The sequence below is a fragment of the Burkholderia sp. 8Y genome (assembly GCF_902506145.1).
Classification (GTDB): domain Bacteria; phylum Pseudomonadota; class Gammaproteobacteria; order Burkholderiales; family Burkholderiaceae; genus Caballeronia.
Window position 1 is genome coordinate 71,563 of the sequence record NZ_LR733548.1, and the last position, 22,379, is coordinate 93,941.

A 22,379-nucleotide genomic window follows, 5' to 3' on the forward strand; every position below is an offset into this window, starting at 1 on the left:
GAAACGGGCGCTCACGCGCCCGTTTCTGTCTCAATGCGCCGCGTCGGCGATTTCTTCGAGACTCATTTCATCGGTGGATGCTTTCGGCGCTTCCACCGCCGGTTGATCGCGCCGGTAGGCTTCGAACAACTCGTCCGCATAGCGAATCTGCGTGCGGCCGTGCGGCGCCGGTTCGCCCTGCTCGTTCAGATTGACGAACACCATCTTCTCGACGGTCAGAATGCTCTTGCGCGTGATCTTGTTGCGCACTTCCGCGCGCAGCGTGATCGACGTGCGGCCAAAGTTCGTCGCGGCGATGCCCAGTTCGATGATGTCGCCCTGACGCGCCGAGCTGACGAAGTTGATCTCCGACATGAACTTGGTCACGACGCGCTGGTTGCCCAGTTGAGAGATGGCGTAGATGGCGGCTTCTTCGTCGATCCAGCGCAGCAGGCTGCCGCCGAACAAGGTGCCGTTAGGGTTGAGGTCTTCCGGCTTGACCCACTTGCGAGTGTGAAAATTCATGGTGCGCTTCCTCTTTCGTTCCTGCGATGGCTGCGTACGGTCGGCAGCCAAACTAGGGTTTTCCCTGATTATAACCAACGTGAGGGTTAACCCGCAGAAAGCAAGACTAACGAGCCGCGCTAGTCGAAAGAAAGCGCCCGCGCCTTATCGAGCGCATGGCGCGCGTGAACCAGCGTCGCGCGGGCGGCGCGTGCGTCGCCTGCCAGCCGCAGCAGCGCGCCGATCTGCGACGGCTGACGCGCGAGCTCACGCAGAATCGGACCGATGGCGGTCGTGCCGTCGTCGCGCAGGCCGGCAGTCGCGGCGGGCGGCAGCGTGCGCCACGCCGGATCGACCACCGCGCGGCACACGGCGAACGGCAAGCCGCGCGCCGTCGCGATCGCGCCAGCGATATGCGATTCCATATCTACCGCCAGCGCGCCCGTCGACGAATGCAGCGACCGCTTGTCCGACTCGCTCGTGACCGGCGCGGCGACGCCCGCCATCGGGCCGCAGCGCGTGATGCGGGCAAGCGACGTGTGGGCGAACGCTTCCACGATGCGCGCGGACCACGCGGCATCGGTCGGCAAGGTGCCGAACGGCCCCGACACGCTCTGCGCGACGATCAGCGCGCCCGGCTCCAGATCCGGCGCGAGCCCCCCTGCCGTGCCGAAGCTGATGATGCCCGAACAGCCGCGCGCGACGGCATCGGACAGCGCGCGTTCGAGCCAGTCGGCGCGCGCGGCGAACACGGCATCGACGCCGCGTCCGCGCACGATCTTCGCCTCGAACGCCATGCCCGTCACCGCGACGACCGGCGCGCCGCCCGAAGCGCCGGAAGCGCCCGAGGCACGCGAGAGCGCGGCGGAACGTGGGTCGCGTGCGTTCACATGCCCGCCGTCACGCGCGTCTCGCCTTCGCGCGTCAGGTTGCGGTAACGCGCGAGCGCCCACAACGGGAAGAACTTGCGATAGCCGTGATAGCGCAGATAGAAGACGCGCGGAAAGCCCGTCGCGGTGAAGCGGGTTTCGTCCCACAGGCCATGCGCCTGCTGCGTCCGCACGAGATAGTCGATGCCCCGCGCGACCGCCGGATGCTCCACGAGCCCCGCCGCCATCAGCCCGAGCAGCGCCCACGCCGTCTGCGACGCGGTGCTCGGCGCCTGTTCGTAGCCGCGATAGTCGAGCTTGTAACTCTCGCCGTCCTCGCCCCAGCCGCCGTCCGCGTTTTGAATGCCGATGAGCCATTCCGCGCCGCGCTTCATGCGCGAGTCCGTCGGCGCGACGCCCGCCGCGTTCAGCGCGCAGAGCGCCGACCACGTGCCGTAGACGTAATTCATGCCCCAGCGCCCGTACCAGCTTCCGTCGCGCTCCTGATGCTTCACGATGTAGTCGAACGCGCGGCGCGCCGGTTCGCTGTTCGCGGGCGTTTCGCCGAGTTGCGCGAGCATCGAGAGGCAGCGGGCGGACACGTCGACGGTCGGCGGGTCGAGCAGCGCGCCGTGATCCGAAAACGGAATGTTGTTCAGGTAGTACTGCGTGTTCTCCGGCTCGAATGCGCCCCAGCCGCCATCGCTGCTCTGCATGCCGACGACCCATTCGCGGGCGCGCGAAATCGCCTCGTCGAACATGGCGGTGCCGTTTTCGCGGCCCGCGCGCTCCATCGCCATCGCGACGACGGCGGTGTCATCGACATCCGGATAGTGCGGGTTCGCGAACTGGAACGCCCAGCCGCCGGGCCGCACGTTCGGGCGACGCGAAATCCAGTCGCCGCGCACATCCAGAATCTGCAACGGACGCAGCCATTCGAGCCCGCGCGCCACCGCCGCGCGCGCTTTAGGCATGCCGGTTTCGAGCAGCGCGTGCGCGGCGAGCGACGTGTCCCACACGGGCGACAGGCACGGCTGACAATAGGCTTCGCCGTCGTCCGCTTCGTCGATGACGAGCAGCTTGTCCACCGACTTGCGCGCGATCGCGCGGTTCGGATGCTCCGGCGGATAGCCGAGCACGTCGTACATCATGACCGAGTTGGCCATCGCCGGAAAAATCGCGCCGAGCCCGTCCTCGCCGTTCAGCCGCTCGTCGACGAAACGCACGGCCTCCGCGATCGCACGCTCGCGGCCGGCCTTCGGGAAGGCGCCGTCGGTCGCGCGCAGCACGGTATCGACGACGCGGAAAAACGTGAACCAGCCACGGCTCTGATGCCCCGCGCGCTCTGGCATGCCGGTGTTCACGGGCGGTTCGACGAACACTTCGTCGATACGCACGCCGCGCGGATTGCGCGCCACCGGCCGTTTCGCGTTGAGCACGAGCAACGGCACGATCACCGTGCGCGCCCAGTACGAGACCTTCGACAGGTGAAACGGAAACCACATCGGCAGGCGCATGATTTCGACGGGCATCATCGGCACCGCGCGCCACGACACCACGCCGAAGAGCGCGAGCAGAATGCGCGTGAAGACGTTCACCTTCTCCGCGCCGCCCGCCGCGAGAATGGCCTGGCGGGCGCGCTGCATGTGCGGCGCGTCGGGGGAATCGCCGATCATCTTCAACGCGAAGTACGCCTTCACGGTCGCCGAGACGTCCATCGCGCCGTCCCTGAAGAGCGGCCAGCCGCCGTCTTCGCGCTGAATGCGGCGCAGATAGCGGCCGATCTTCGCTTCCAGCTTCGCGTCAGCGGTCTCGCCGAGGTAATGGACGAGCAGCACGTATTCGGCGGGAATCGTTGCGTCGGCTTCAAGCTCGTAGAGCCAGTAGCCTTCGGGAAACTGCGCCGCGAGCAGCGCGTCGGTGGCGTGGGTGACGGCGTGGTCGAGCGCGGCGTGCGACGCCGGCGCGCCCACGGCCGACAGGGACAAATCGTTCATCAGCGTTCCATCGATGGGTTCAACAGCACGTCCGCGGCTTTCTGGCCGGAGCGGATCGCGCCTTCGATCGTCGCGGGGAGGCCGGTGGCCGTCCAGTCGCCCGCGAGCGTGAGATTGGGCCAGCGCGTGCGCGTCGCGGCCCGCAAACCTTCCTGCGAGGGCACCGCCGCGAAGGTCGCGCGCTCTTCGGCGACGACCTGCCACGGCGGCATCGGCACGGGCGGCATCCGCACGGCGTTGGCTGCGTCCCGCCAGACAGCCGCCGCGATGTCCTCGTGCGGCGTCGAGAGCAGGCGATCCGCGCTGACGATGGTGGCCGTCAGCCGGCCATCGCTCGCGTACAGCCAGTCCGCCGCGCCGTTCACGAAGAACGTCAGCCGCTCGGCGCCGATCGAACCGATCGGCGCATCGACGGCGAAGTGCACCGTGACGATCGCGCGGAATTCATCGGGCGCGACGATCTCCGGCAGCAGCGCGCGCGCCGCGTCGGGCGGCACGGCCAGCACGACGCCATCGCCCGCGCCGAGCGCGACAGGCTCGCCCGCGCCCTCGAAAGCGAGCGAGCTTACCCGTTCCTTCGAATCCGTGCCGGAAAAGCCGATGCCCGTGGCCCGCGCGCCGAGCCGGATATCCGCGCCGCCGTATTGCAAAAGCCGTAGCGCGGGCTCGACGAACGCGTGCGCCAGGCCGTTCTTCGCGACGAGCGGCCGGCACGCCTGTCCGCCCGCCGCGAGCGTCTCGCGCAGCAGATTCGAGGCGACCGTCGCGCTGGCTTCGGAGGGGTCCGCGTTGAGGAGGGTGCGCAACAGCGGCCGTGCGAGCCGATCCCAGACGCGGCCGCGCGCGCGCAGCGATTGCTCGACGGTGCGCCCCGGCTTGCCAAAGAAAAGCGGCAGCATGGCGAGATAGTCGGCGGGCTGCGTGCCGGGCAGACGCGCCTCGGCGTCGAAGACCCAGCGCGGCAGGCGACCCGGCGTCATGCGCAGCGTCCACGCCTGCCCGCTCGCCGCATCGAAGAACGGATAGTCGGGCTGCGTCGGGCCGCTCACGCTATCGGCCGAGCCGATGGCGCGCAGATAGGCGAGCGTCGCGTGATCGCCCGACAGCAGCAGATGGCAGCCGTTGTCGACCGTCATGCCGAGCTTGGCGTCGAAATACGAGCGGCTGCGGCCGCCGGCGTGCGGCGCGGACTCGTGCAGGACGACGCGCGCGCCGCGCCGCTGCGCCTGCACCGCGGCGGCGAGGCCGGCGAGACCGGCCCCGACGACGTGTACGAGCCGGGACATCAGAGAAGATTGCGTGCGACGATCCACAACAGGCGCGCACGCGGCGTACGCACGCGCGTGCGCGGCAGGTCGAAGCCGCGTTTCAGGTTCGCGTCGAGCACCGTGCGATACGCCGCCGACATGATGCGCGGCGCGCGCACCTCGTGGCGCGGCGACGCCGCCATGATCGCGTCGGACTGCGCGTAGTGGCCTTTCGCGCGCTCGGCGAGCACCGCGCACACGCGCGGCAGGCGCGCATCGCCGACGATCGCCGCCGGACTGGTCGTCGCGATGCCTTCGCGCGCGAGCAGTTCGCGCGGCAGATAGACGCGGCCGATGGCGGCGTCTTCGTCGATATCGCGCAGGATGTTGGTCAGTTGCAGCGCGCGCCCGAGGTGATGCGCGAGCCGCCGGCCCGCGTCTTCCTGCATCCCGAAGATTCTCACCGACAGCCGCCCGACCGCGCTCGCGACACGGTCGCAATACAAATCCAGCGTGGCTTCGTCGGGCGCGACGATGTCGCCGGCGGCGTCCATCGCCATGCCGTCGATCACGGCGTGGAAGTCGTCGCGAGACAGGTGGAACGCGTGGATGTGGCGGGTGAGCGCCTCGAGGGTGCGCTTGGGCGCGCCGCGATAGCAGGCGTCGATGTCCTCGCGCCAGCCGTCGAGCGCGAGCGCGCGTTCGCGCCGCGGCAGCGCGCCTTCGTCGGCGATGTCGTCCACCGCGCGGCAGAAAGCGTAGATCTGGTACATCGCGTCGCGCTGCGCAGCCGGCAGGATGCGCATGGCGAGGTAGAACGAACTTCCCGACGATGCCTTCGCGGCGTCGGTGGTGGTTTCGTCGGCGATGAAATTGGAAACGGCCAAGACGGACTCCGCTGTGGCGCCCCCAAGGGCAAATTAAGAGATCGGGCGCCGGTTCCGACGATCCCGGGAAGCGCGCGGAACGACGTGGCGCTGAGAGGGAATGACCGAAGGAGACGGCCGGCGCGCGGCGGCTGCGAACTGCGCCGGAAGCGGCTAGGAGTATACCAATGATTCGCGGCGGTTGCGCCTTGCGGCGGCGCGTGCGGCCCGATCAGGCGAAGCCGGCGCAGCGGTTGCGGCCTTCGCGCTTCGCCACGTACAGCGCGGCGTCGGCCTCGTTGATGAGCGCCTCGTACGACGACGTCACCTCGCGCCGCGCGCACGCGACGCCGACGCTCGCCGTCACCGGCACGCGCGCGCCCTGCACGTCGATGGGCGTTTCGCAAATCGCGCGGCGAACTTTCTCGGCGACGATCATCGCGTCCTCGAAATGCGTGCACGGCAGAAGCAGCGCGAATTCCTCGCCGCCGAAGCGCCCGAACACGTCCTGCACGCGCACCGCCGCCGCGACGCGCTCGGCCATCACGCGCAGCACCGTGTCGCCGACCAGATGGCCGAACTCGTCGTTGATGCGCTTGAAGTGGTCCAGATCGAACAGCAGCATCGACAGATCGCCGCCGTAGCGTTGCCAGCGCGAGAATTCGTCGCGGATGCGCAGCTCGAAATAACGCCGGTTCGCGATGCCGGTCAGCCCGTCGCGATCGGCGAATTCCTGGAGCTTCGCCACGGCTTCGTCGCGGGCGCGCTGCATCATGCTCGCGTGCGTGGCATCGGAAATCGTCACGCAGACGGCGCGCACTTCGCGCTCGTGCGTGAGCGGCATGAACGTGCAGTCCTGCTGCATGAAGTCGACGCCGCCGGTAATGGGCCGGTCGTGATCGAACTTGAAGAGATACGGCCGCTGCTCCCACGAACTGAACGCGAAGCTGCCTAGCTGAAACACGCTTTCGACCTTGCGCGTGAGCCACACGCGCGGCAGTTCCGGAAAGCTCGCGAAAATCGACTTGCCCGTGACCTGCTCGGCCGTCCTGCCGCTGTGGTCCGCCATGAAGCGGTTCCACATGAGCACGTTGAGATCGCGGTCGAGCACGAAAATGCCGAAGCCCACGCGCTCGATCACCAGTTCGCTCAGCACATGCCGCAGTTGTTCCATGTCGGCGCGGGTCAGAAGCTGGAAAGAAGCGCGTCGAGCGCCTCGTTCAGATGCGCAATGGCGTCTTCGGCCATCAGCATCACGAGATGCGCGCGGAAGCTGTGGTCCTCCAGCGCGAAGTTGACTTCGAGCAGCAGCGCCGTTTTCCACGCGAGCATCGCGGGCTGAAAGACTTCTTCCAGCGCGAGTTCCGCGCCGAGCATGCCCGGCGGGGAAAAAATCGGCGCGCGGCCGAGGCGGTCGAGAATGCACGACACGCACGCGCCGATCAGCACCGTCGCGACGTCGAACACGAGTTCGGTGCGCGTGGTCGCTTCGTAGGTGGACTTCGTGTAGGGATCGTCGACGAGCGCGCAGAGGTCATCCACGCTGCCGCTCTTGCACAGCACGATCGCCTCGCCCTTGATGTCGGAGCGAAAGCCCTGCCGCACGGCGGTCACGGCGTCCGTGATGCCCGTCATTTCGCGCAGCGCCGCCGACGCTTCGGCCACGCTTACCACGCGCACGCGCGGCACCGACAGTTCGATGAACGTGCCGAGCAGCTTCGACAGGCGCGTCGCGGCCTGGCCCATCGCCATGTTGGCGACTTCCTGCAGCGCGTCGCGCTGGTCTTCGTTGAGGGCGGGTTCAACCATGGAGACCGTACTCCTTCAGAACGGGACGCAGCGCCTCGGGCGTCACGGGCTTCGGCAAAAACGCGATGGCGCCGAGTGCGCGCACGCGCTCCTGCGCCAACGGCTGCACATCGGCGGACACGACGATCACGAACGTGTTGAGGTCTTCGTGCTGCAAGGCATCGAGCACCTGATAGCCGGTCATGTCCGGCATCGTCAGGTCGAGGAACAGGACGGATGCGCGGCCCGCCCGATACAGCGCGAGCGCTTCGCGTCCATTCGTCGCGTAGGAGATATCGACGTCCCAGTCCTCGGGCAGTGCGCGCGTCAACACCTTGCGCGCGAGCAGGGAATCATCGGCAATGACAATCGGCAAAGGCATGGTCGGTCGAATCGGTGAGCGTTCGTTGCTGACGGGAAGACATGGCCTACACGGCATGCTCTCGTGGGCGTTAACGGCGCGGCTGCGGAAATCTTTAGGGAGAGAGGCGGCGTTTTCATCGCCGGCCAGAGTTGGCGGGCGTCTTCGAACGCGAATGCACAGGGCGCGGTGCGCTTCGTCCTGGCGCGATGGAACCGTTCGCGGCGAACGCGCATCCGAGCGTCTGGTTGGCGTCGTGGTGCCTTTAGACCTGCGCGCTCGCGCGGCCTTCGACGTGCGATGTTTCGAGTCCACCGCTCGCAGCGCGAGCTCGGTTATGTCCGGCACCCGCTCTAACGGCAGATTGATCGGAAGATTGCATTGTCGGACGCTCCCCACGCAAAAGCAACTCGTCAGAGCGCGTGCTCGGGATATTCCTGCCATGCTTTCGACCGAGACGAGAATTTTATTCCGATATGACTGCACAGGAGAACGATTCATTACTTCTGTGTACGTTTGCGCTTCGACGAATCTCGCTAAATGCGACGCCGCACGCGCGTTCGCATCCGCACGCAAGGCATGGATCGTGCGTGCCCCGAGCGATTGCACCGCGCGCGCCCCGGCCTTCGCCCGTCGAACGGATGGAAGCGCGCACGCTCGAGTAAAGTTTTCCACTTCGCTGCCAAAATGACGCTGCAACGTGAGGAGCCCGACGCCGAGCCTGCCATCGAAGCGAGGCAGGACGAACCGCCCTTTCCGGTCGTGCCCGAACGCAACTTCGCCGCGCAACGCATGACGCTCTACGCGCTGCTGGTGGCGGCGGTCGTGCTGCCGTGCGTCTACGTCGCGATGACCGCGATCTCCGACTACCGCGACCGCGAAGCCAGCGCCTCCGAAGCCGTCGCCCGCAACGCGCGCATCGCGGAAGAGCACGCGCTCAAGGTCTTCGAACTCAACGTCACGCTCAACGAACGCATCGTCGATCTGCTCGACGATCTCGACGCCGACGCGATCCGCCGCGAAGACGCCGTCATCCACTCGCGCGTGAGCCAGATGATCGGCAGCTATCGCCAGGTGGCGGCGGCCTCGGTGTTCGGTCCCGACGGCAAGCTGCTCGCCACGAGCCGCGCGTGGCCGACGCCGGAGATCAGCGTCGGCACGCGCGAGGACTTCGCCGGCCTGCGCGCCGACAGCCGGCTCCCGCAAATTTCGCGCGTGATGCTCGGCAAGGTCGCCGGCGAGCGCGTGTTCAACACGGCTGTCGCGCGCCAAACGGCGGACGGCCAGTTCGCCGGCATGGTGTCGATTGCGCTGCGGCCCTCGTATTTCAACGACTTCTACCGCGAGCTGCTCGGCGACAACCCGACCGTGTCGCTGGGTCTCGCTCGCGCCGACGGCGAAGTGCTCGCGTGGTATCCCGAGCGCCCGCCCGCGAAAATGGCGCTCGCGGCGAGTTCTCCGCTGCGCGGGGCGTATCGGGCCGGGGCGCGCAACGGCGTGGTCAAAATGGTGTCGGGGCTGGACAACCAGCTGAAGATCGTCGCGTTTCGCCGGGTCGGCAATTATCCGGTGTATGTGTCGAGCGGCTTTCCTATCGAGACGATCTGGAGGGAGTGGTACCGGCATCTGCTCGTGCTCGCGCTGTCGATTTTCGCGCCGTGCGTCGTGCTGTGGGGCGTGATCGGGCAGTCGCTGCGGCGGCTCGCCATCGAGGAAGAAGCGTGGGAACGCTGGCAGGCGGAGGCGTCGATGCGCCGTTCGATCGAATCCGCGTACCGGCAGGCGCGCAAGATGGAGGCGCTCGGCAATCTGGTCGGCAGCGTCGCGCACGACTTCAACAATCTGCTGATGATCGTCTCCACCAACGTGCAGATTGCGCGGCGACGCGGGCCCATCGGGCTCGACCGCGAACTGACGGCAATGGAGCGCGCGTTGAAAAGCGGCCAGTCGCTCACGCGCCAGTTGCTCGGCGTCGCGCGCAAGCAGCCGCTGCGCAACGAAGTCATCGGCATCGGCAAATGGGTGACGACCGTGCGGGAACTGCTGCGGGCGTCGCTCGGCGCCAAGGTCGCGCTGCACGCGGAGGTCGCGGCGGACGTGTGGACGATCCGCGTCGATCCGGCGGAGCTGGAACTCGCGCTCATCAACGTGGCCGTGAACGCGCGCGACGCGATGCCCAGCGGCGGCACCTTCACCGTGCGCGCGGACAACGTGCGCTTCCGCCACGAAGACGGCTTTCCGCTCATCGGCGAATTCGTGCAGATTTCGCTCGAAGACACCGGCGTCGGCATGAGTTCGGACGTGCTCGCGCGCGCGTTCGAGCCGCTTTTCACGACCAAGCCGAAAGGCATGGGCACCGGGCTCGGCTTGCCGCAGGTCTTCGCGTTCTGCGAGCGCGCGGGCGGAATTGCGACCATCGACAGCGCCATCGGCGCGGGGACGTCGGTGCGGCTCTATCTGCCGCGTGCGACATCGGCCGATGCACCGCGTACGGAACCCGAGCAGGCCGCCGCGACGTCACAGGAAGCGGACGGCTTGCGCGTGCTGCTCGTGGAAGACAACGAGGAAGTCGCCGCCGGCACCGAGGCGCTGCTCACGATGATGGGTCATCGCGTGACCTACGTGTTCAACGCCGACACCGCGATGACGCTGCTCGAAGCGGCCCGCGAGAACGCGGCGCTTTCCGGTTTCCCGTTCGACGCCGTGCTCTCGGACATCCACATGCCGGGGCAGCTCAACGGCATCGATCTGGCCGAGCGCATGCAGCGGTTCGAGCCGCGCATTCCGGTGATCCTCGTCACCGGCTACGCGGAAGAACTCGACCGCGCGCGGCAAGTGGATGCGCGCGTGCTCTCGAAGCCGTTCGACATCGCCCTGCTCGATTCGCTGCTGCGCGGCATTCGCGAAGAACAGGCGGCGCGCCCGGTGGACCGCTGACGCACGCGCGGCCTCCCGATCCGGCACGAGTGTTGCGTCTATCACCCGCATGTGCGGCAACCCGGCGTTGCCGATCCGCGGATTCCGCTCATCAAGAGGGAGGCGACCATGCGACACACCGTCATCGGGGTATTCGATACCTACACAGAGGCCGAGAACGCGCGTTCTGCGCTCGTCGCGGCGGGCTTCGCGCGCAGCGATATCGAGCTTCAGGCGAACCCGCAGCGTGACGATGCCGCGCAGCCGTCAACGATGCCCGACGCGGAGACGCACGCGCAGCCAGGCGTGCTCGCCAGCATCGAACGATTCTTCAGCATGCTTTTCGGCGGACGCGATCAGCCGCCGGAAGTCGCGCATTACTCGGAAGCGGTGCGCCGGGGCGCGGTGCTCGTCGCCGTTGATACACCGAGCGAGACCCAAGCCGATATCGCACGCACGACGCTCACGGACTGCGGTGCCATCGACATCGACGAACGCGCGGCGAGCTGGTCCACGCTTTCGCACGGCGCGGCCACGACGACGCCCGCCGCCACCGACGACCGCGATCACTCCATCCTCGACGAACTCGGCCTCGGACGCGGCAGCGCGGTGCCGGGCCGCGATCCGGTGAATGCGCCGCGCACGGACGTGCCGCGTGCGCGCGCTTACCCGCGTTCGGATGCCGCCGCCGATCCTGTCGCGCAGCCGGTGATCGCCCCCGTTATCGACCCGCTCGCCGGACCGCTCGGCGATCCGCTGCTCGATCCGATCGGCGAGCCGCGCACCCCGGCGGGCGGCGGGATAGGCAGTGAAACCGGCGCGGAAGCCTTCACGCGCAACGATCCCGCGACGCTGACTTCCCGCGACTACGTGACCGATCCCGCCGACGACCCGTTGATGCCGGCTGCGCGCCCGCAGCGCGGCACACCGGAGCCGTCGACGACGCAATACGAGCAGGTCGAGACGAAGCCAGCGGCGACTGCCACTCAGACGCAGACTCAGTCTCAGGCGCAGACCGATCCGCTGACCGGCGTGCAAGTCGATCCGAATACGGACTGGCGCTCCATCGATTCGATCGAGCCGTTGAGCACGCTCGACGAGCCCGCGAAGCCGCAGCAACTGAACGTGCAATCGCAGTCGATGCCCGCGATGGGCGCGGCGGGCGATCCGATCGGCACGTCGGCGGCATCGCAGGCCGCCGTCCCGCTCGGCCCGCGCACCGTGCCGAACGAGTACATGGAGTACGAGGAGGACTTCCGCGCCGACTACGCCACGAAGTACGCGACGACCGGCGAGCCGTATGAGGACTATCTGGGCGCGTACCAGTATGGCGCGACGCTCGGCAACGACGAGCGTTTCCGCAACCGCGCGTGGGACGACCAGATGGAGTATGAGATGCGCCGCGACTGGGAGAGCCGCCACCCCGAAGGCGATACGTGGGACCGGTTCAAGGCGGCGGTCCGTCACGGCTGGGATCGCGTGACCGGACACCATCACGTGTGACCGGCGCTCGCCCGCTGTAAAGAGTCTACGACGACGGCCCGCCTTGCGCGGGCCCTTGTTCTTTGCGAGCGCCTCAGGCCGCGAAATCGCGCACCCAGGCCACGTACTTGTCCATGAAGGTCTGCAGAAACTTGCGCGTATCTTCGCTGACGATGTTTCCGTTCGCGTCGATGCGCTTGTCGTCGTGCTTGATGTACATCTCCGGCTGTCCCATCAGCGCGACGTCGAGGTACGCGCACACGCTGCGCAGATGCGACTGCGCGAGCGCCGTGCCGATCGCGCCGACCGACGTGCCGATGACCGCGCCCGGCTTCCCGCCCCATGCGTTTTGTCCCCACGGCCGCGAGCCCCAGTCGAGCGCGTTCTTGAGCACGCCGGGAATCGAGCGGTTGTACTCCGGCGTGACGAACAGCAGGCCGTCCGCCTCCGAGATTTTCTGCTTGAGCGTGCGCGCGGCTTCCGGAAAATCGCTGTCGTATTCCTGGCTGTAGAGCGGCAGGCTGCCGATATCCAGATGCTCGAAGGTGAAATCGCTCGGCGCGAGCGATTCGAGCGCGTGTGCGAGCTGCCGGTTGAACGAGTCCTTGCGCAGGCTGCCCACGACCACTGCAATCTTGTACGCCATGACATCTTCCCCCGTCGAAGGATGAGAGTGAACGACCGATACGTCGTCTGTAACCGACCCGAGAGCACATCATAGGCCCAACGTCAGGCGGTCGTCACCCGAGCGCCGCCGCGCGCGGGATGATCCATTTTTGTGATCAATCGCGCAGTCCAGCCCGCGCCGCATGAACACTCGGTTTGCGCGCAGCTATCCCCACCTTTATCCACAGAAACTGTGGATAACTCCGAAAAACGTTCGACAGCCTTCGATTTTCGATTCAAGAACGAAACAAAACGATTGCGCCACGCGGCTGCGCGCGGGTTTCGCGTGTGGGTTCCGCGAAAGGTGAACCCCTCTCATTGCCCGAAGAACACGTTGCACTGCGACGCCGGACCTTGACACGCCGACGGCTGCGAATCGGCCGCCTGCGCGACGCCCGCTGCGGCGAACAATGCGATGGACGCGGCGAGAACGGAAAGAATGCGCTTCATGAGATGCTCCACTGAGTTCGTTGACCGACCGGTCGGATCGGTTGAGGCGAACTTTAGCGGCGCGGCAGCGACGGAAAAAGCGGCGGCAACCGAAGTGGTCTTTGCCGCGATTGCAATAATCGCCCGACTTTCGCGCGCAGTTCACAGCATCGCAGCAAGACACAGCGTGACCGTGATGAGCGAAAGCACGGTCGAAAAGAGGATCGTGCTCGACGTGACGCTGCCCTCGCGCCGGTAGAACTCGGCGAGCATGAACGGCCCGGTGCCGGTCGGCAACGCGCTCAGGATGACGGCGGTTTTCGCCCACAGCGGCGGCAGCGCGAACACGTGAAACGCGAGCCACCACGTCAGGAGCGGCTGGGCCAGCAGCTTCAGCGCGACGAGCGCGCCTGTCGTCCGCGCGTTGCGGGCCTCGCCTTTCGCGCCGAGAAACAGCCCGAGCGCGACGAGCGCACACGGACTCGCCGCGCCGCCGAGCAGCTTGATGAGCGCCTCGCCGCCTTCGGGCACCGCGACGCCGCTCCCGCTCATCAACGCGCCCGCGACCGGCGCGATCAGAAGCGGATTCTTGCCGAGGGATCTCGCTACGCGCCACAGCGTCGCGCCGATGCCCCTTCCGGTCTGCAACCCGAGTTCGATCAGCACGATGGCGATGCCGAAGAGCACGCACACCGTCATGATCGTCGCGATGACGGCGGGCGCGAGACTCGCCTTGCCGAACGCGAGCAGGCACAGGGGCAAGCCCACGAATCCCGTGTTCGGATAGGCGGCGTTCAGCCCGTCGATGCTGGCATCGGCGAGGGGACGCGACTGCATCAACCGCACGCCGAGCGTCAGCACGAACACGACCGCCGAGCCGATGCCGAACACCGCGATGAACGCCGGCTGGTCGAGCATCTTCAACGGCGTTTTGGCCATGATGTCGAAGAGCAGCGCAGGAAGCGCGAGATACACGACGAAGCGGTTCAACTCGGAAGCCGCCGTCGGACCTAGCTTGTTCAGCTTGCGGCACGCGTAGCCCGCGGCAATGAGACCGAACACGGGCAGGATGATGGTGACGAGCGGACCGAGCAGCGACGAGAGAAACGCAACGGGCGAAGAAACCGGCGGTGACATGAAAGAGCGATGGCGTGCGGGCCGAAACGAAAGAGCCGAAAGCATACCCGCAGATCGAGAGGTGAGACGTTTCGGGAGCCGCTAAATGGTGAGCGCCGCCGCGCGACGCCGCCTCACTTTGCGTCCGATGCTACGCACGACAAAGCTTTTACTATCGACTGCAAGCTATTGATTCCAGACACTTCGCGTTTTCCCCAAGTGGACGGGCACGATGGACGGCGCACGCGCGCAACGCCCGCTCTTGGCGCGCGACGCCGGTTGAGGTGAGACGTTTCGGGAGGCGTCCGGCGCGATCGATCGCGCGCTGGCCATGCCCGAAAAAGGCCAATTACCGCAATGGGTTGCGGGTTCGCGGCCACGCTCCGCACCGTGCGGCGCGGCCTAAAGGTGAGACTTTCCGGGACCGCCCGCGTCGGAACGGTCATTGCTATCCGGATAATCTCCAACAGACGATGAAGCCAATGAAATCTGGACGACCTTGGGCGTATGGCGCGGCGGCGCTCGTCGCCATCGGGGGAATCGGCGCGCTTGCGGCTTATGGGCTGAAAGGCGCGAAGCGCAGCGGCAACGAGAACGTGCCGGAGCCGTCGAAGGCGGTCGATCTCGACCGCTATCTCGGCCACTGGTTCGAATTCGCCCGCTACGAAAATCGCTTCGAGCGCAACTGCGAAGCCGTCACCGCCAACTACGCGCGACGCGAGGACGGTCTCATCTCGGTCATCAACGCCTGCCGGCAAGGGAGTCTGTCGGGACGATACCGGTCGGCGGAGGGACGCGCGAAGGTAGTGCCCGGATCGAACGGAACGAAGCTCAAGGTGTCGTTTTTCGGGCCGTTCTATGTGGGCGACTACTGGATCCTCGATCACGCCGACGACTACGCGTGGTCGATCGTCGGCGAACCGACGGGCCGCTATCTCTGGATTCTCACGCGCGAGGCGCGCCCTTCGGCGGAATTGCGCCGCACGCTGCTCGTCCGCACGGCGGCGCTCGGCTACGACACCACGATGCTGCGCGAAACGCAGCACGACTGAGCGTGCGTGACGATAAGCAACGATAAGCGGCGACCAGCGGCGCGCAGTTCCGGCTCAGTTCGCCTTGCAGGCGAGCAGCAGCGAATTCTGATTGTTGTCGCTGGATTGATCCAGCACGTCGTAGCCGGCGGGACACGCGACCTTCGCGTTATCGGTACACAGACGCCAGCCGCCGTACGCCGGACAGGTGACGAGCTGAGTCGGCCGGCCATCGGCTGAAAAAAGCGGCGGCGCGCTGCTGCATCCGCCGAGCGCCCACGCGCTCGCGGCGAGCACGACGATATAGCCGATTGCCTTGGCGAGCTTCATCCCGCACCCCTTGTTTTCAGGTCGTTATTGTTCGATTCCGTGTTTCGCGAGTATGCCACGCGAAGCTTTCGCGTCGATTCAGCGCAACGCCGCCTCACACCTCGATGCCAAGCGCCGCGATCTTCTTGTAAAGCGTCGCCCGCCCGATGCCGATGCGCTGCGCCGCCTCCGCCACGCGCCCGCCGCTCGCGCGCAGCGCGTCGGCGAGAAAGCGGCGTTCGAAATCGTTCATCGCCTGGGCGTAGGGCACACTTCCCGGCGCGTCCGCTCCGGTTTGCGCTGGCGCGGGCAGCGCAGCCGGCTTCGAATCGATGAACGCGGCGAGCGCGCGCGCGTCGATATGCTCGCTGTCGGACAGCATCAACGCCCGCTCGAGCGTGTTGCGCAACTCGCGCACGTTGCCGGGCCACGCGCACGCGGTCAGCAGCCGCAGCGCGTCGTCATGCAGCACGAACTGGCGGATGCGCCCCGTGCGCGCTTCGCCCGACAGGTCTTCGAGGATCGCGTAGGCGAGTGCCTCGATATCGCCGAGACGCTCGCGCAGCGGCGGCGCGTGAATCGTGAGCACGTTCAGCCGATAGAACAGGTCCGCGCGAAAGCGCCCCGCCGCGACGAGCGCCGGCAGATCCGCCGATGTCGCCGCGATGATCCGCACGTCCGCGCGCACGATGCGGTTGGACCCGAGCGGCTCGAACTCCTTGTCCTGCAAGACGCGCAACAGCTTGCCCTGCAACGGCAGCGGCATGTCGCCGATTTCGTCCAGAAAAAGCGTGCCGCCGTCCGCCAGCTCGAACTTGCCGACGCGCCCTTTGCGTTCCGCGCCGGTGTACGCGCCCGGCGCCGCGCCGAAAAACTCGACTTCGAGCAGCGTGTCCGGAATGGCCGCGACGTTCACGGTGACGAGCGGCTTGGCCGCCCGCGTCGATGCGCCGTGGATCGCGTGCGCGAGCAGTTCCTTGCCGGTGCCGGTTTCGCCGAGCAGCAGCACGGGCGAATCGACCAGTGCCGCGCGCCGCGCTTGCCGCTTCACTTCGAGGCTCGCGCCACTCGTGCCGACGAAGCTCGCGAACGTGTACTTCGCCCGCCGCGCCTGCGCAAGCGACTGCCGCGTCGCGATCAATTCCTGCTGCACGCGCGAGTAATGCGCGAAGAGCGGCGTGAGCGCCTTCATCTCGTCGAAGAGCGCGAAGCCGATCGCGCCGACGGTCGCGCCCTGATCGTCTTTCAGCGGCAGGCGCGTGACGACGAGCGGCTCGCGGCCTGTCTCCAGCACGTCGAGCAGGATCGGCTTGCCGGTCGCGACGACTTCGCGCATCAGGCTGTTCGGGATCACGGCTTCGCAGTCGAGTCCGATTGCGTCGGTCGGATCGGAAAAGCCGAAGCGCGCGGCATACCGCTTGTTGATCCAGACGACGCGGGCGTCGGCATCGACGATGAATGCGCCTTCGCTCAGGTTCTCGAACGTCTTGAAGAGCGATTCCATCGCGCGGCGCATGACGTCGCTGTAGTCGGCGGGAACGTTGGTCCAGTCGTTGCGCATGGGCGCTTGTCTCCGTTCGGTTCTCTAATCGGCGACAGCGTATCTCAAATCGGAGACAGCGCAGGGTCTTTATTTAGCTGGGATCGAGCGGGTCAAGGAGCATGTCATGTCTCCATCCGTAGACAATGCGGCTACGTCCAGTCCACTCCGCCGCCCAGATGCCCGCGCCAGCGCGCTTTCGAGACCGTTGGCACAGAAGCTGCATCAGTGCGCCCGCCGACGGCCCGGACAAACCGGCCTCGCATGAAGTTCAAAGAACAACCATCAACGGAGACTCAATGTCGTTCCTCATCGTGCTCGCCGCACTGGCGTTCCTGATGCTGGCCGCTTATCGCGGCTACAGCGTCATCCTCTTCGCGCCGATTGCCGCGCTCGCCGCCGTCCTCCTCACCGATCCCGCCGCCGTCGCGCCGGTGTTCTCGGGCATCTTCATGGAGAAGATGGTCGGCTTCGTGAAGCTCTATTTCCCCGTGTTCCTGCTCGGCGCGGTGTTCGGCAAGGTCATCGAGCTCTCCGGGTTCTCGGAAGCGATCGTGGCCGCCGCGATCCGCTACATCGGCAAGTCGCGCGTCAATGCGGTGATCGTCGCCGTGTGCGCGCTGCTCACCTATGGCGGCGTGTCGCTGTTCGTGGTCGTCTTCGCCGTGTATCCGTTTGCCGCCGAAATGTACCGGCAGAGCAATATCCCGAAGCGGCTGATGCCCGGCGCCATCGCGCTCGGCGCGTTCTCGTTCACGATGGATTCGCTGCCCGGCACGCCGCAGATCCAGAACATCATCCCGACGACGTTCTTCAAGACGACCGGCTGGGCCGCGCCGTGGCTGGGCGTGATCGGCTCGGTGTTCATCATCGTGGTCGGTCTGACGTTCCTGGAAGTGCGCCGGCGCTCGGCGATGGCCAAGGGCGAGGGCTATGGCACCTCGCTCGTGAACGAGCCGGAACGCGTCGAGTCGACGAATCTGCCGAATCCGCTGCTCGCGGTCGCGCCGCTCGTGCTCGTGGGCGTCGCGAACTTCGCGCTCACGCGCTGGATTCCGCTGTGGTACGGCGGCAGCTACACCGTCGCGCCGAATGCGCTGCCGGGTGTGCATACGCCCGTGACGACCGCGATCAAGCCGGTCGTCGCGATCTGGGCGGTCGAGGGCGCGTTGCTGCTCGGCATTCTGCTCGTCGTGCTGACGGCGTTTGGCCGCGTGAAGGAGCGTTTCGCGCCGGGTACGCGCGCCGCCGTGGCGGGCGCGCTGCTGGCCGCGATGAACACGGCGTCGGAATACGGCTTCGGCGGCGTGATCGCGGCGCTGCCGGGATTTCTGGTCGTGTCGGACGCGCTCAAAAGCATTCCGAATCCGCTCGTCAATGCGGCGATTTCAGTCAGTTCGCTCGCGGGCATCACCGGGTCCGCGTCGGGCGGCATGAGCATCGCGCTCGCCGCGATGTCGGATGTCTTCATCAAGGGCGCGGAAGCCGCGCATATTCCGCTGGAAGTGCTGCATCGCGTGGTCGCGATGGCGAGCGGCGGCATGGACACGCTGCCGCACAACGGCGCGGTCATCACGCTGCTCGCGGTCACGGGGCTGACGCACCGCGAGTCGTATCGCGATATTTTCGCGGTGACCGTCATCAAGACGCTGGCGGTGTTCTTCGTCATCGGCGTGTACTACGCGACCGGCATCGTGTAATGGATTGCGGGAATGGCGGACGCACCGGCTACGCCCGACAATGAGGCGCTGAACGTTCGCCGTGCCCGCAGAGCCACAGAAAAAGGAAACCGCTCATGATTCAATCCGTATCGAAAATCCTCGCCGGCAAGACCGCGCTCGTGACCGGCTCGACGAGCGGCATCGGGCTCGGCATTGCCACGGCGCTCGCGCAAGCCGGCGCCAATCTCGTGCTGAACGGCTTCGGCGACGTGAGCGGCGCGCTCGCGCAGATCGAGGCAACCGGCGTGCAGGGCGTGCACCATCCCGCCGACATGACGAAGCCCGCCGAAATCGAAGCGATGATCGCGTTCGCGGCGGAACGCTTCGGCGCGGTCGATATTCTCGTGAACAACGCGGGCATCCAGCACGTCGCGACCATCGACGAATTTCCGGTCGAACGCTGGGACGCGATCATCGCGATCAACCTGAGCTCCGCGTTCCATACGATGCGCGTCGCGCTGCCCGCCATGCGCGAGCGAGGCTGGGGCCGCGTCATCAACATCGCGTCGGTGCATGGGCTGGTCGGCTCGGCGGGCAAGTCGGCGTATGTCGCGGCGAAGCACGGCATTCTGGGACTCACGAAAGTGGCGGCGCTGGAAAACGCGCGCACGGGCGTCACCGTCAACGCCATTTGCCCCGGCTTCGTGCTGACGCCGCTCGTGCAGAAACAGATCGACGATCTCGCCGCCCGCGAGTCGCTCTCTCCCGACGCGGCGCGTGCCAAGCTGCTCGGCGAAAAGCAGCCGTCCGCTCAGTTCGTCACGCCGCAGCAGATCGGCGACATGGCCGTGTTTCTCTGCTCGGATGCCGCGAGCGAAATGCGCGGCTCGGCATTGCAGATCGACGGCGGATGGAGCGCGCAGTAAGCCGCTCGCGACGATGCGCCGCACCCCTGCGGCGCGATCATCCCGGAAGGCGGTTGGCTATCCGTCGTCATGTCTGTGTAATGTGAACCGCCGCTCGCCGCAGGTAGACGAAGCCGTGCGGCTCTTCACGGTCGCGCCGCCAGCCGAACGGGCGTAGTCTGCAAGCGCGCGGCGCTTGGTACTATCGGGACATTGCCAACGAGGAGTGTCTCCGATGACCGCTGAGAACAATCGCGCGGAAGAAGCGCGAGCGATGGAACGTATCGTCAACGCCACGCGGCAGGTGCAGTCCGCGTTCGTCGCGCTGCAGAAGCAGTTTCCGCCCGAAGGCGACGGCCGGCCGTCGCAGATGGCGCTCCAGACGTTCGACGCCGCGCTGCAGGAGCTCGAAGACGCGCAGGCATCGTTCGACACCATGCTCAACGATCTCTTCGACGGCAACCGCTAGGCGTCGCCCAATGCGTTGCGCAAGGCGGGCACGTCGTCTTGCGCGGCGCGGCTGCTGTCGTCGGCCGTGGGTTCGTTCGCCGGAGCGTCGAGGCCGGCCCACGACACGCCATCGGTCGACTGGCGGCGCGCGGCCGCCACGCAGGCATCGACCAGTTCCTTGAACGACACCGCCGCCGAACTGGTCCGCACGAGCACTTCGCCTTGCAGCGGACTTTCCGCGACCACGAGCCCGACGATCAGCTCAGCGGCGGGCGCGCGCTGATGCAGCCGGCGCAGCAGATTGCGCAGATACGGCGGCGATTCGGCGGCATCGAACGAGACGACGCAGATGATCGTCACGCCCGCGAGGTCCACTTCGCCGAAGCGTCCGCGCGAGAACCGCTCGTAGCCGGTGAGATCCGCGCCCAGCCCGTGCTTGCGGAAAAGCTGCACGGCGATGGTCGCCGCGAGGTCGTCCAGCGGACTTCTCCCCGCGATGCACAGCACGGACGCCGTATGTCCTTCCGCGCCGGCGTCGAAGCGTTCGGGCGGCGACTCGGACGCAACGGGAGCGGTGTCGTCGGTGGCGAGGCTCACGAGCGGCTCTTCCTTGCGCTGGACCGCCGGCATCACGTCTTCCGCGTCCTCCAGCCCCTCGATGATGTCGAGCGCCGACTCGTTGATGCGCTTCAACTGGTCCGCCGTCACGACGCCGCGCAGCACGTCGTTATGCGCGAGGCGCAGCCCTTCGAGCGCGACTTCGTCGTAGTACGCGACCAGCGACCGGTCCTTCAGCAGCGATTCCGCCTGCACGAGCGCCTCGTCCGGATCGTTGGCGAGCAGACGCTGATAGAAGTTCTCCGCCGGTGTCAGCGCGGGTCGGTCGCCGAACAGCACATCGAGAAATTCGAGGCGGTCCACGTGGCGCCCGAGAATGACGAGGCAGAGCGTGAGCGGCGTCGAAAGCACGAGGCCGATCGGCCCCCAGATCCAGCTCCAGAAAATCGCCGCGACGATCACCGCGAACGGCGAAAGCCCCGTGCTGTGTCCGTAGAGGAGCGGCTCGACGATCTGCCCGGCGACGATGTCGGTCGCGCCGTAGAGCACGATGGTCCAGATCAGCATGGTCCAGCCCGGTCCGACCGCCGCCGCGAAAATCACCGCGAGCAACGCGGCGATCCACGTCCCGACGTACGGCACGAAGCGCAGGAGCGCCGTCATCACGCCGAAAAGCAGCGCGCCCGGCACGCCGATCACCGCGAGCCCGATGGAAATGACGATTCCCACGCCAACGTTGATGCCCAACTGCGCGAGGAAATAGCGCGAGAGGCGGCGCGCGGCTTCGTCCATTGCGGTGGTCGCGCGATGCAGGTCGCGCGAACCGAACAGGCGGATCAGCCGGTCGCGCAAGTCTTCGCGCTGCAACAGGATGAACACCGCGACGACGAGCACGATGCCGGTTGTTTCCAGCGGACTGATGACCGGCGACAGGAACCGCTGCGCGAGCTCCAGCGGCGACGGCGCGGGCTCGTGCACTTCCACGGGCATAGGCTGATCGATGGGCGACGCCGCCGGGTTGTCCTCGTTCGCGCGCGGCTCCTGCTCGCGCGCGGGCGACAGCCGCTTCAGCGCACGCGACGCGCGCCCGAGAATCGCGTCCGCGCGGCCCACCGTCATGCGCTGGATGCTGTCCACCTTGCGCTCGACGGCCACCTGATATTTCGGCAGGTCGCCCGCAAGCTGGGCGACCTGCGCGCCGATCAGCGCGCCGACGGCGGTAAGCACCGACAGCGCGACGACGACCGCCACGATCACCGACGGCACCTGTCCGAAGCGCAGCCGCCGCAGGAAATCGACGAACGGAGCGAGCAGAAAACTGAGCAGAATCGCGAGGATGATCGGAATCATCACCGCGCGCCCGAAGTACAACGCGCAAATCACGACGACGACCGCCACCAGCGACGCCAGCGCGCGCAGGCCCGGCGCGTCGGGCGGCAGGATCTTCGCAGGAGGCCGGCGCGGGCCGGGAAGTGGAGGCATGGAGGTCGGCTCGTGGAAATACTTTCCGACGAAGCAAGGCGCGTGCCGGTGAGAATGTTCGGGAGCGCGGCGGCTTGCGGTGAGCCGATACGGGATGCGACGCGCGCAAGAATGCGCCCATTGATCTGAGAACGAGAATAGTCATTTGATTCCCGGCCCCATTCCGCTTCGTCGCGCACGAACCCATACTGCTTGCAAGAGACCGGGACTTCCCCGGTTCACA

General features: G+C 66.9%; 20 protein-coding genes. 6 read left to right on the forward strand and 14 right to left on the reverse strand.

Going from position 1 to position 22,379, the window contains the following annotated elements:
* Positions 1 to 30: 30 nt before the first annotated feature.
* The 8 genes from GV035_RS28100 to GV035_RS28135 form a co-directional block, all read right to left on the reverse strand.
* On the reverse strand, positions 31 to 504 hold the full coding sequence (locus GV035_RS28100) for an acyl-CoA thioesterase (protein ID WP_159839237.1): 474 nt from the start codon (positions 502 to 504) through the stop codon (positions 31 to 33).
* Positions 505 to 623: 119 nt separating this feature from the next.
* Positions 624 to 1,280 carry a phosphorylase gene (locus GV035_RS28105; protein ID WP_236572899.1) on the reverse strand — a complete coding sequence of 219 codons (657 nt, stop codon included), beginning with the start codon at positions 1,278 to 1,280 and terminating at the stop codon, positions 624 to 626.
* An 89-nt stretch (positions 1,281 to 1,369) separates the two neighbouring features.
* Positions 1,370 to 3,349, reverse strand: coding sequence for a squalene--hopene cyclase (gene shc / locus GV035_RS28110; RefSeq protein WP_159839241.1), 1,980 nt, complete (start codon positions 3,347 to 3,349; stop codon positions 1,370 to 1,372).
* On the reverse strand, positions 3,349 to 4,635 hold the full coding sequence (gene hpnE, locus GV035_RS28115; protein ID WP_159839243.1) for a hydroxysqualene dehydroxylase HpnE: 1,287 nt from the start codon (positions 4,633 to 4,635) through the stop codon (positions 3,349 to 3,351). Before hpnE ends, shc begins: the two co-directional genes overlap by 1 nt.
* Positions 4,635 to 5,483, reverse strand: a complete 849-nt coding sequence (gene hpnD, locus GV035_RS28120) for a presqualene diphosphate synthase HpnD (protein ID WP_159839245.1) — start codon at positions 5,481 to 5,483, stop codon at positions 4,635 to 4,637. The genes hpnE and hpnD overlap by 1 nt, the downstream gene beginning before the upstream one ends.
* 211 nt (positions 5,484 to 5,694) lie before the next feature.
* Complete coding sequence (locus GV035_RS28125; RefSeq protein WP_159839247.1) at positions 5,695 to 6,636, reverse strand: GGDEF domain-containing protein; 942 nt, start codon at positions 6,634 to 6,636, stop codon at positions 5,695 to 5,697.
* Positions 6,637 to 6,647: 11 nt separating this feature from the next.
* The gene (locus GV035_RS28130; protein ID WP_159839249.1) at positions 6,648 to 7,271 is read right to left on the reverse strand and encodes a chemotaxis protein CheC; all 624 of its coding nucleotides are present in this window, start codon (positions 7,269 to 7,271) and stop codon (positions 6,648 to 6,650) included.
* Positions 7,264 to 7,632, reverse strand: a complete 369-nt coding sequence (locus tag GV035_RS28135; protein WP_159839251.1) for a response regulator — start codon at positions 7,630 to 7,632, stop codon at positions 7,264 to 7,266. Before GV035_RS28135 ends, GV035_RS28130 begins: the two co-directional genes overlap by 8 nt.
* Positions 7,633 to 8,298: 666 nt before the next feature.
* On the opposite strand from GV035_RS28135, the gene GV035_RS28140 reads away from it, so the two are divergent.
* Positions 8,299 to 10,548 carry a hybrid sensor histidine kinase/response regulator gene (locus GV035_RS28140; RefSeq protein WP_159839253.1) on the forward strand — a complete coding sequence of 750 codons (2,250 nt, stop codon included), beginning with the start codon at positions 8,299 to 8,301 and terminating at the stop codon, positions 10,546 to 10,548.
* A gap of 108 nt (positions 10,549 to 10,656) precedes the next feature.
* Positions 10,657 to 12,030 carry a hypothetical protein gene (locus GV035_RS28145; RefSeq protein ID WP_159839255.1) on the forward strand — a complete coding sequence of 458 codons (1,374 nt, stop codon included), beginning with the start codon at positions 10,657 to 10,659 and terminating at the stop codon, positions 12,028 to 12,030.
* A 73-nt stretch (positions 12,031 to 12,103) separates the two neighbouring features.
* On the opposite strand, the gene GV035_RS28150 is transcribed toward GV035_RS28145, so the two are convergent.
* The 3 genes from GV035_RS28150 to GV035_RS28155 all read right to left on the reverse strand — a co-directional run bounded on the left by GV035_RS28150 (position 12,104) and on the right by GV035_RS28155 (position 14,241).
* The gene (locus GV035_RS28150) at positions 12,104 to 12,655 is read right to left on the reverse strand and encodes an NADPH-dependent FMN reductase (RefSeq protein ID WP_159839257.1); all 552 of its coding nucleotides are present in this window, start codon (positions 12,653 to 12,655) and stop codon (positions 12,104 to 12,106) included.
* A 335-nt stretch (positions 12,656 to 12,990) separates the two neighbouring features.
* A complete protein-coding gene (locus tag GV035_RS29805; RefSeq protein WP_268892306.1) occupies positions 12,991 to 13,125 on the reverse strand; it encodes a hypothetical protein in 135 nt (44 codons plus the stop codon).
* A 141-nt stretch (positions 13,126 to 13,266) separates the two neighbouring features.
* Positions 13,267 to 14,241, reverse strand: coding sequence for an AEC family transporter (locus GV035_RS28155; RefSeq protein ID WP_159839259.1), 975 nt, complete (start codon positions 14,239 to 14,241; stop codon positions 13,267 to 13,269).
* A 461-nt stretch (positions 14,242 to 14,702) separates the two neighbouring features.
* Between GV035_RS28155 and GV035_RS28160 the strand changes: the two genes are divergently transcribed.
* Positions 14,703 to 15,272 (forward strand): lipocalin family protein, encoded by a 570-nt coding sequence (locus GV035_RS28160; RefSeq protein ID WP_159839261.1) that lies wholly within the window; start codon positions 14,703 to 14,705, stop codon positions 15,270 to 15,272.
* 54 nt (positions 15,273 to 15,326) lie between these two features.
* Here the strand turns inward: GV035_RS28160 and GV035_RS28165 are convergent, their stop codons facing one another.
* Together GV035_RS28165 and GV035_RS28170 are read right to left on the reverse strand one after the other, a co-directional pair.
* Positions 15,327 to 15,581, reverse strand: a complete 255-nt coding sequence (locus tag GV035_RS28165) for a hypothetical protein (protein WP_159839263.1) — start codon at positions 15,579 to 15,581, stop codon at positions 15,327 to 15,329.
* Positions 15,582 to 15,675: 94 nt separating this feature from the next.
* Positions 15,676 to 17,121, reverse strand: a complete 1,446-nt coding sequence (locus GV035_RS28170) for a sigma-54 interaction domain-containing protein (RefSeq protein ID WP_159839265.1) — start codon at positions 17,119 to 17,121, stop codon at positions 15,676 to 15,678.
* A gap of 278 nt (positions 17,122 to 17,399) precedes the next feature.
* On the opposite strand from GV035_RS28170, the gene GV035_RS28175 reads away from it, so the two are divergent.
* From GV035_RS28175 to GV035_RS28185, 3 genes are all read left to right on the forward strand, one after another.
* Complete coding sequence (locus tag GV035_RS28175) at positions 17,400 to 18,800, forward strand: GntP family permease (protein ID WP_159839267.1); 1,401 nt, start codon at positions 17,400 to 17,402, stop codon at positions 18,798 to 18,800.
* Positions 18,801 to 18,895: 95 nt separating this feature from the next.
* Positions 18,896 to 19,687 carry a 3-hydroxybutyrate dehydrogenase gene (locus tag GV035_RS28180; RefSeq protein ID WP_159839269.1) on the forward strand — a complete coding sequence of 264 codons (792 nt, stop codon included), beginning with the start codon at positions 18,896 to 18,898 and terminating at the stop codon, positions 19,685 to 19,687.
* A gap of 214 nt (positions 19,688 to 19,901) precedes the next feature.
* Positions 19,902 to 20,135, forward strand: coding sequence for a hypothetical protein (locus tag GV035_RS28185; protein ID WP_159839271.1), 234 nt, complete (start codon positions 19,902 to 19,904; stop codon positions 20,133 to 20,135).
* Here GV035_RS28185 and GV035_RS28190 read toward each other — a convergent pair.
* Positions 20,132 to 22,156, reverse strand: coding sequence for an AI-2E family transporter (locus tag GV035_RS28190; protein ID WP_159839273.1), 2,025 nt, complete (start codon positions 22,154 to 22,156; stop codon positions 20,132 to 20,134). The genes GV035_RS28185 and GV035_RS28190 overlap by 4 nt on opposite strands.
* Positions 22,157 to 22,379: the final 223 nt, after the last annotated feature.

Excerpts from the sequence above, each read along its gene's own strand:
- GV035_RS28100 (WP_159839237.1), bottom strand. The coding sequence starts at position 504 with ATGAATTTTCACACTCGCAAGTGGGTCAAGCCGGAAGACCTCAACCCT.
- GV035_RS28105 (WP_236572899.1), bottom strand. The coding sequence starts at position 1,280 with ATGGCGTTCGAGGCGAAGATCGTGCGCGGACGCGGCGTCGATGCCGTG.
- shc (WP_159839241.1), bottom strand. The coding sequence starts at position 3,349 with ATGAACGATTTGTCCCTGTCGGCCGTGGGCGCGCCGGCGTCGCACGCC.
- hpnE (WP_159839243.1), bottom strand. The coding sequence starts at position 4,635 with ATGTCCCGGCTCGTACACGTCGTCGGGGCCGGTCTCGCCGGCCTCGCC.
- GV035_RS28125 (WP_159839247.1), bottom strand. The coding sequence starts at position 6,636 with ATGGAACAACTGCGGCATGTGCTGAGCGAACTGGTGATCGAGCGCGTG.
- GV035_RS28130 (WP_159839249.1), bottom strand. The coding sequence starts at position 7,271 with ATGGTTGAACCCGCCCTCAACGAAGACCAGCGCGACGCGCTGCAGGAA.
- GV035_RS28135 (WP_159839251.1), bottom strand. The coding sequence starts at position 7,632 with ATGCCTTTGCCGATTGTCATTGCCGATGATTCCCTGCTCGCGCGCAAG.
- GV035_RS28140 (WP_159839253.1), top strand. The coding sequence starts at position 8,299 with ATGACGCTGCAACGTGAGGAGCCCGACGCCGAGCCTGCCATCGAAGCG.
- GV035_RS28145 (WP_159839255.1), top strand. The coding sequence starts at position 10,657 with ATGCGACACACCGTCATCGGGGTATTCGATACCTACACAGAGGCCGAG.
- GV035_RS28150 (WP_159839257.1), bottom strand. The coding sequence starts at position 12,655 with ATGGCGTACAAGATTGCAGTGGTCGTGGGCAGCCTGCGCAAGGACTCG.
- GV035_RS29805 (WP_268892306.1), bottom strand. The coding sequence starts at position 13,125 with ATGAAGCGCATTCTTTCCGTTCTCGCCGCGTCCATCGCATTGTTCGCC.
- GV035_RS28155 (WP_159839259.1), bottom strand. The coding sequence starts at position 14,241 with ATGTCACCGCCGGTTTCTTCGCCCGTTGCGTTTCTCTCGTCGCTGCTC.
- GV035_RS28160 (WP_159839261.1), top strand. The coding sequence starts at position 14,703 with ATGAAATCTGGACGACCTTGGGCGTATGGCGCGGCGGCGCTCGTCGCC.
- GV035_RS28165 (WP_159839263.1), bottom strand. The coding sequence starts at position 15,581 with ATGAAGCTCGCCAAGGCAATCGGCTATATCGTCGTGCTCGCCGCGAGC.
- GV035_RS28170 (WP_159839265.1), bottom strand. The coding sequence starts at position 17,121 with ATGCGCAACGACTGGACCAACGTTCCCGCCGACTACAGCGACGTCATG.
- GV035_RS28175 (WP_159839267.1), top strand. The coding sequence starts at position 17,400 with ATGTCGTTCCTCATCGTGCTCGCCGCACTGGCGTTCCTGATGCTGGCC.
- GV035_RS28180 (WP_159839269.1), top strand. The coding sequence starts at position 18,896 with ATGATTCAATCCGTATCGAAAATCCTCGCCGGCAAGACCGCGCTCGTG.
- GV035_RS28185 (WP_159839271.1), top strand. The coding sequence starts at position 19,902 with ATGACCGCTGAGAACAATCGCGCGGAAGAAGCGCGAGCGATGGAACGT.
- GV035_RS28190 (WP_159839273.1), bottom strand. The coding sequence starts at position 22,156 with ATGCCTCCACTTCCCGGCCCGCGCCGGCCTCCTGCGAAGATCCTGCCG.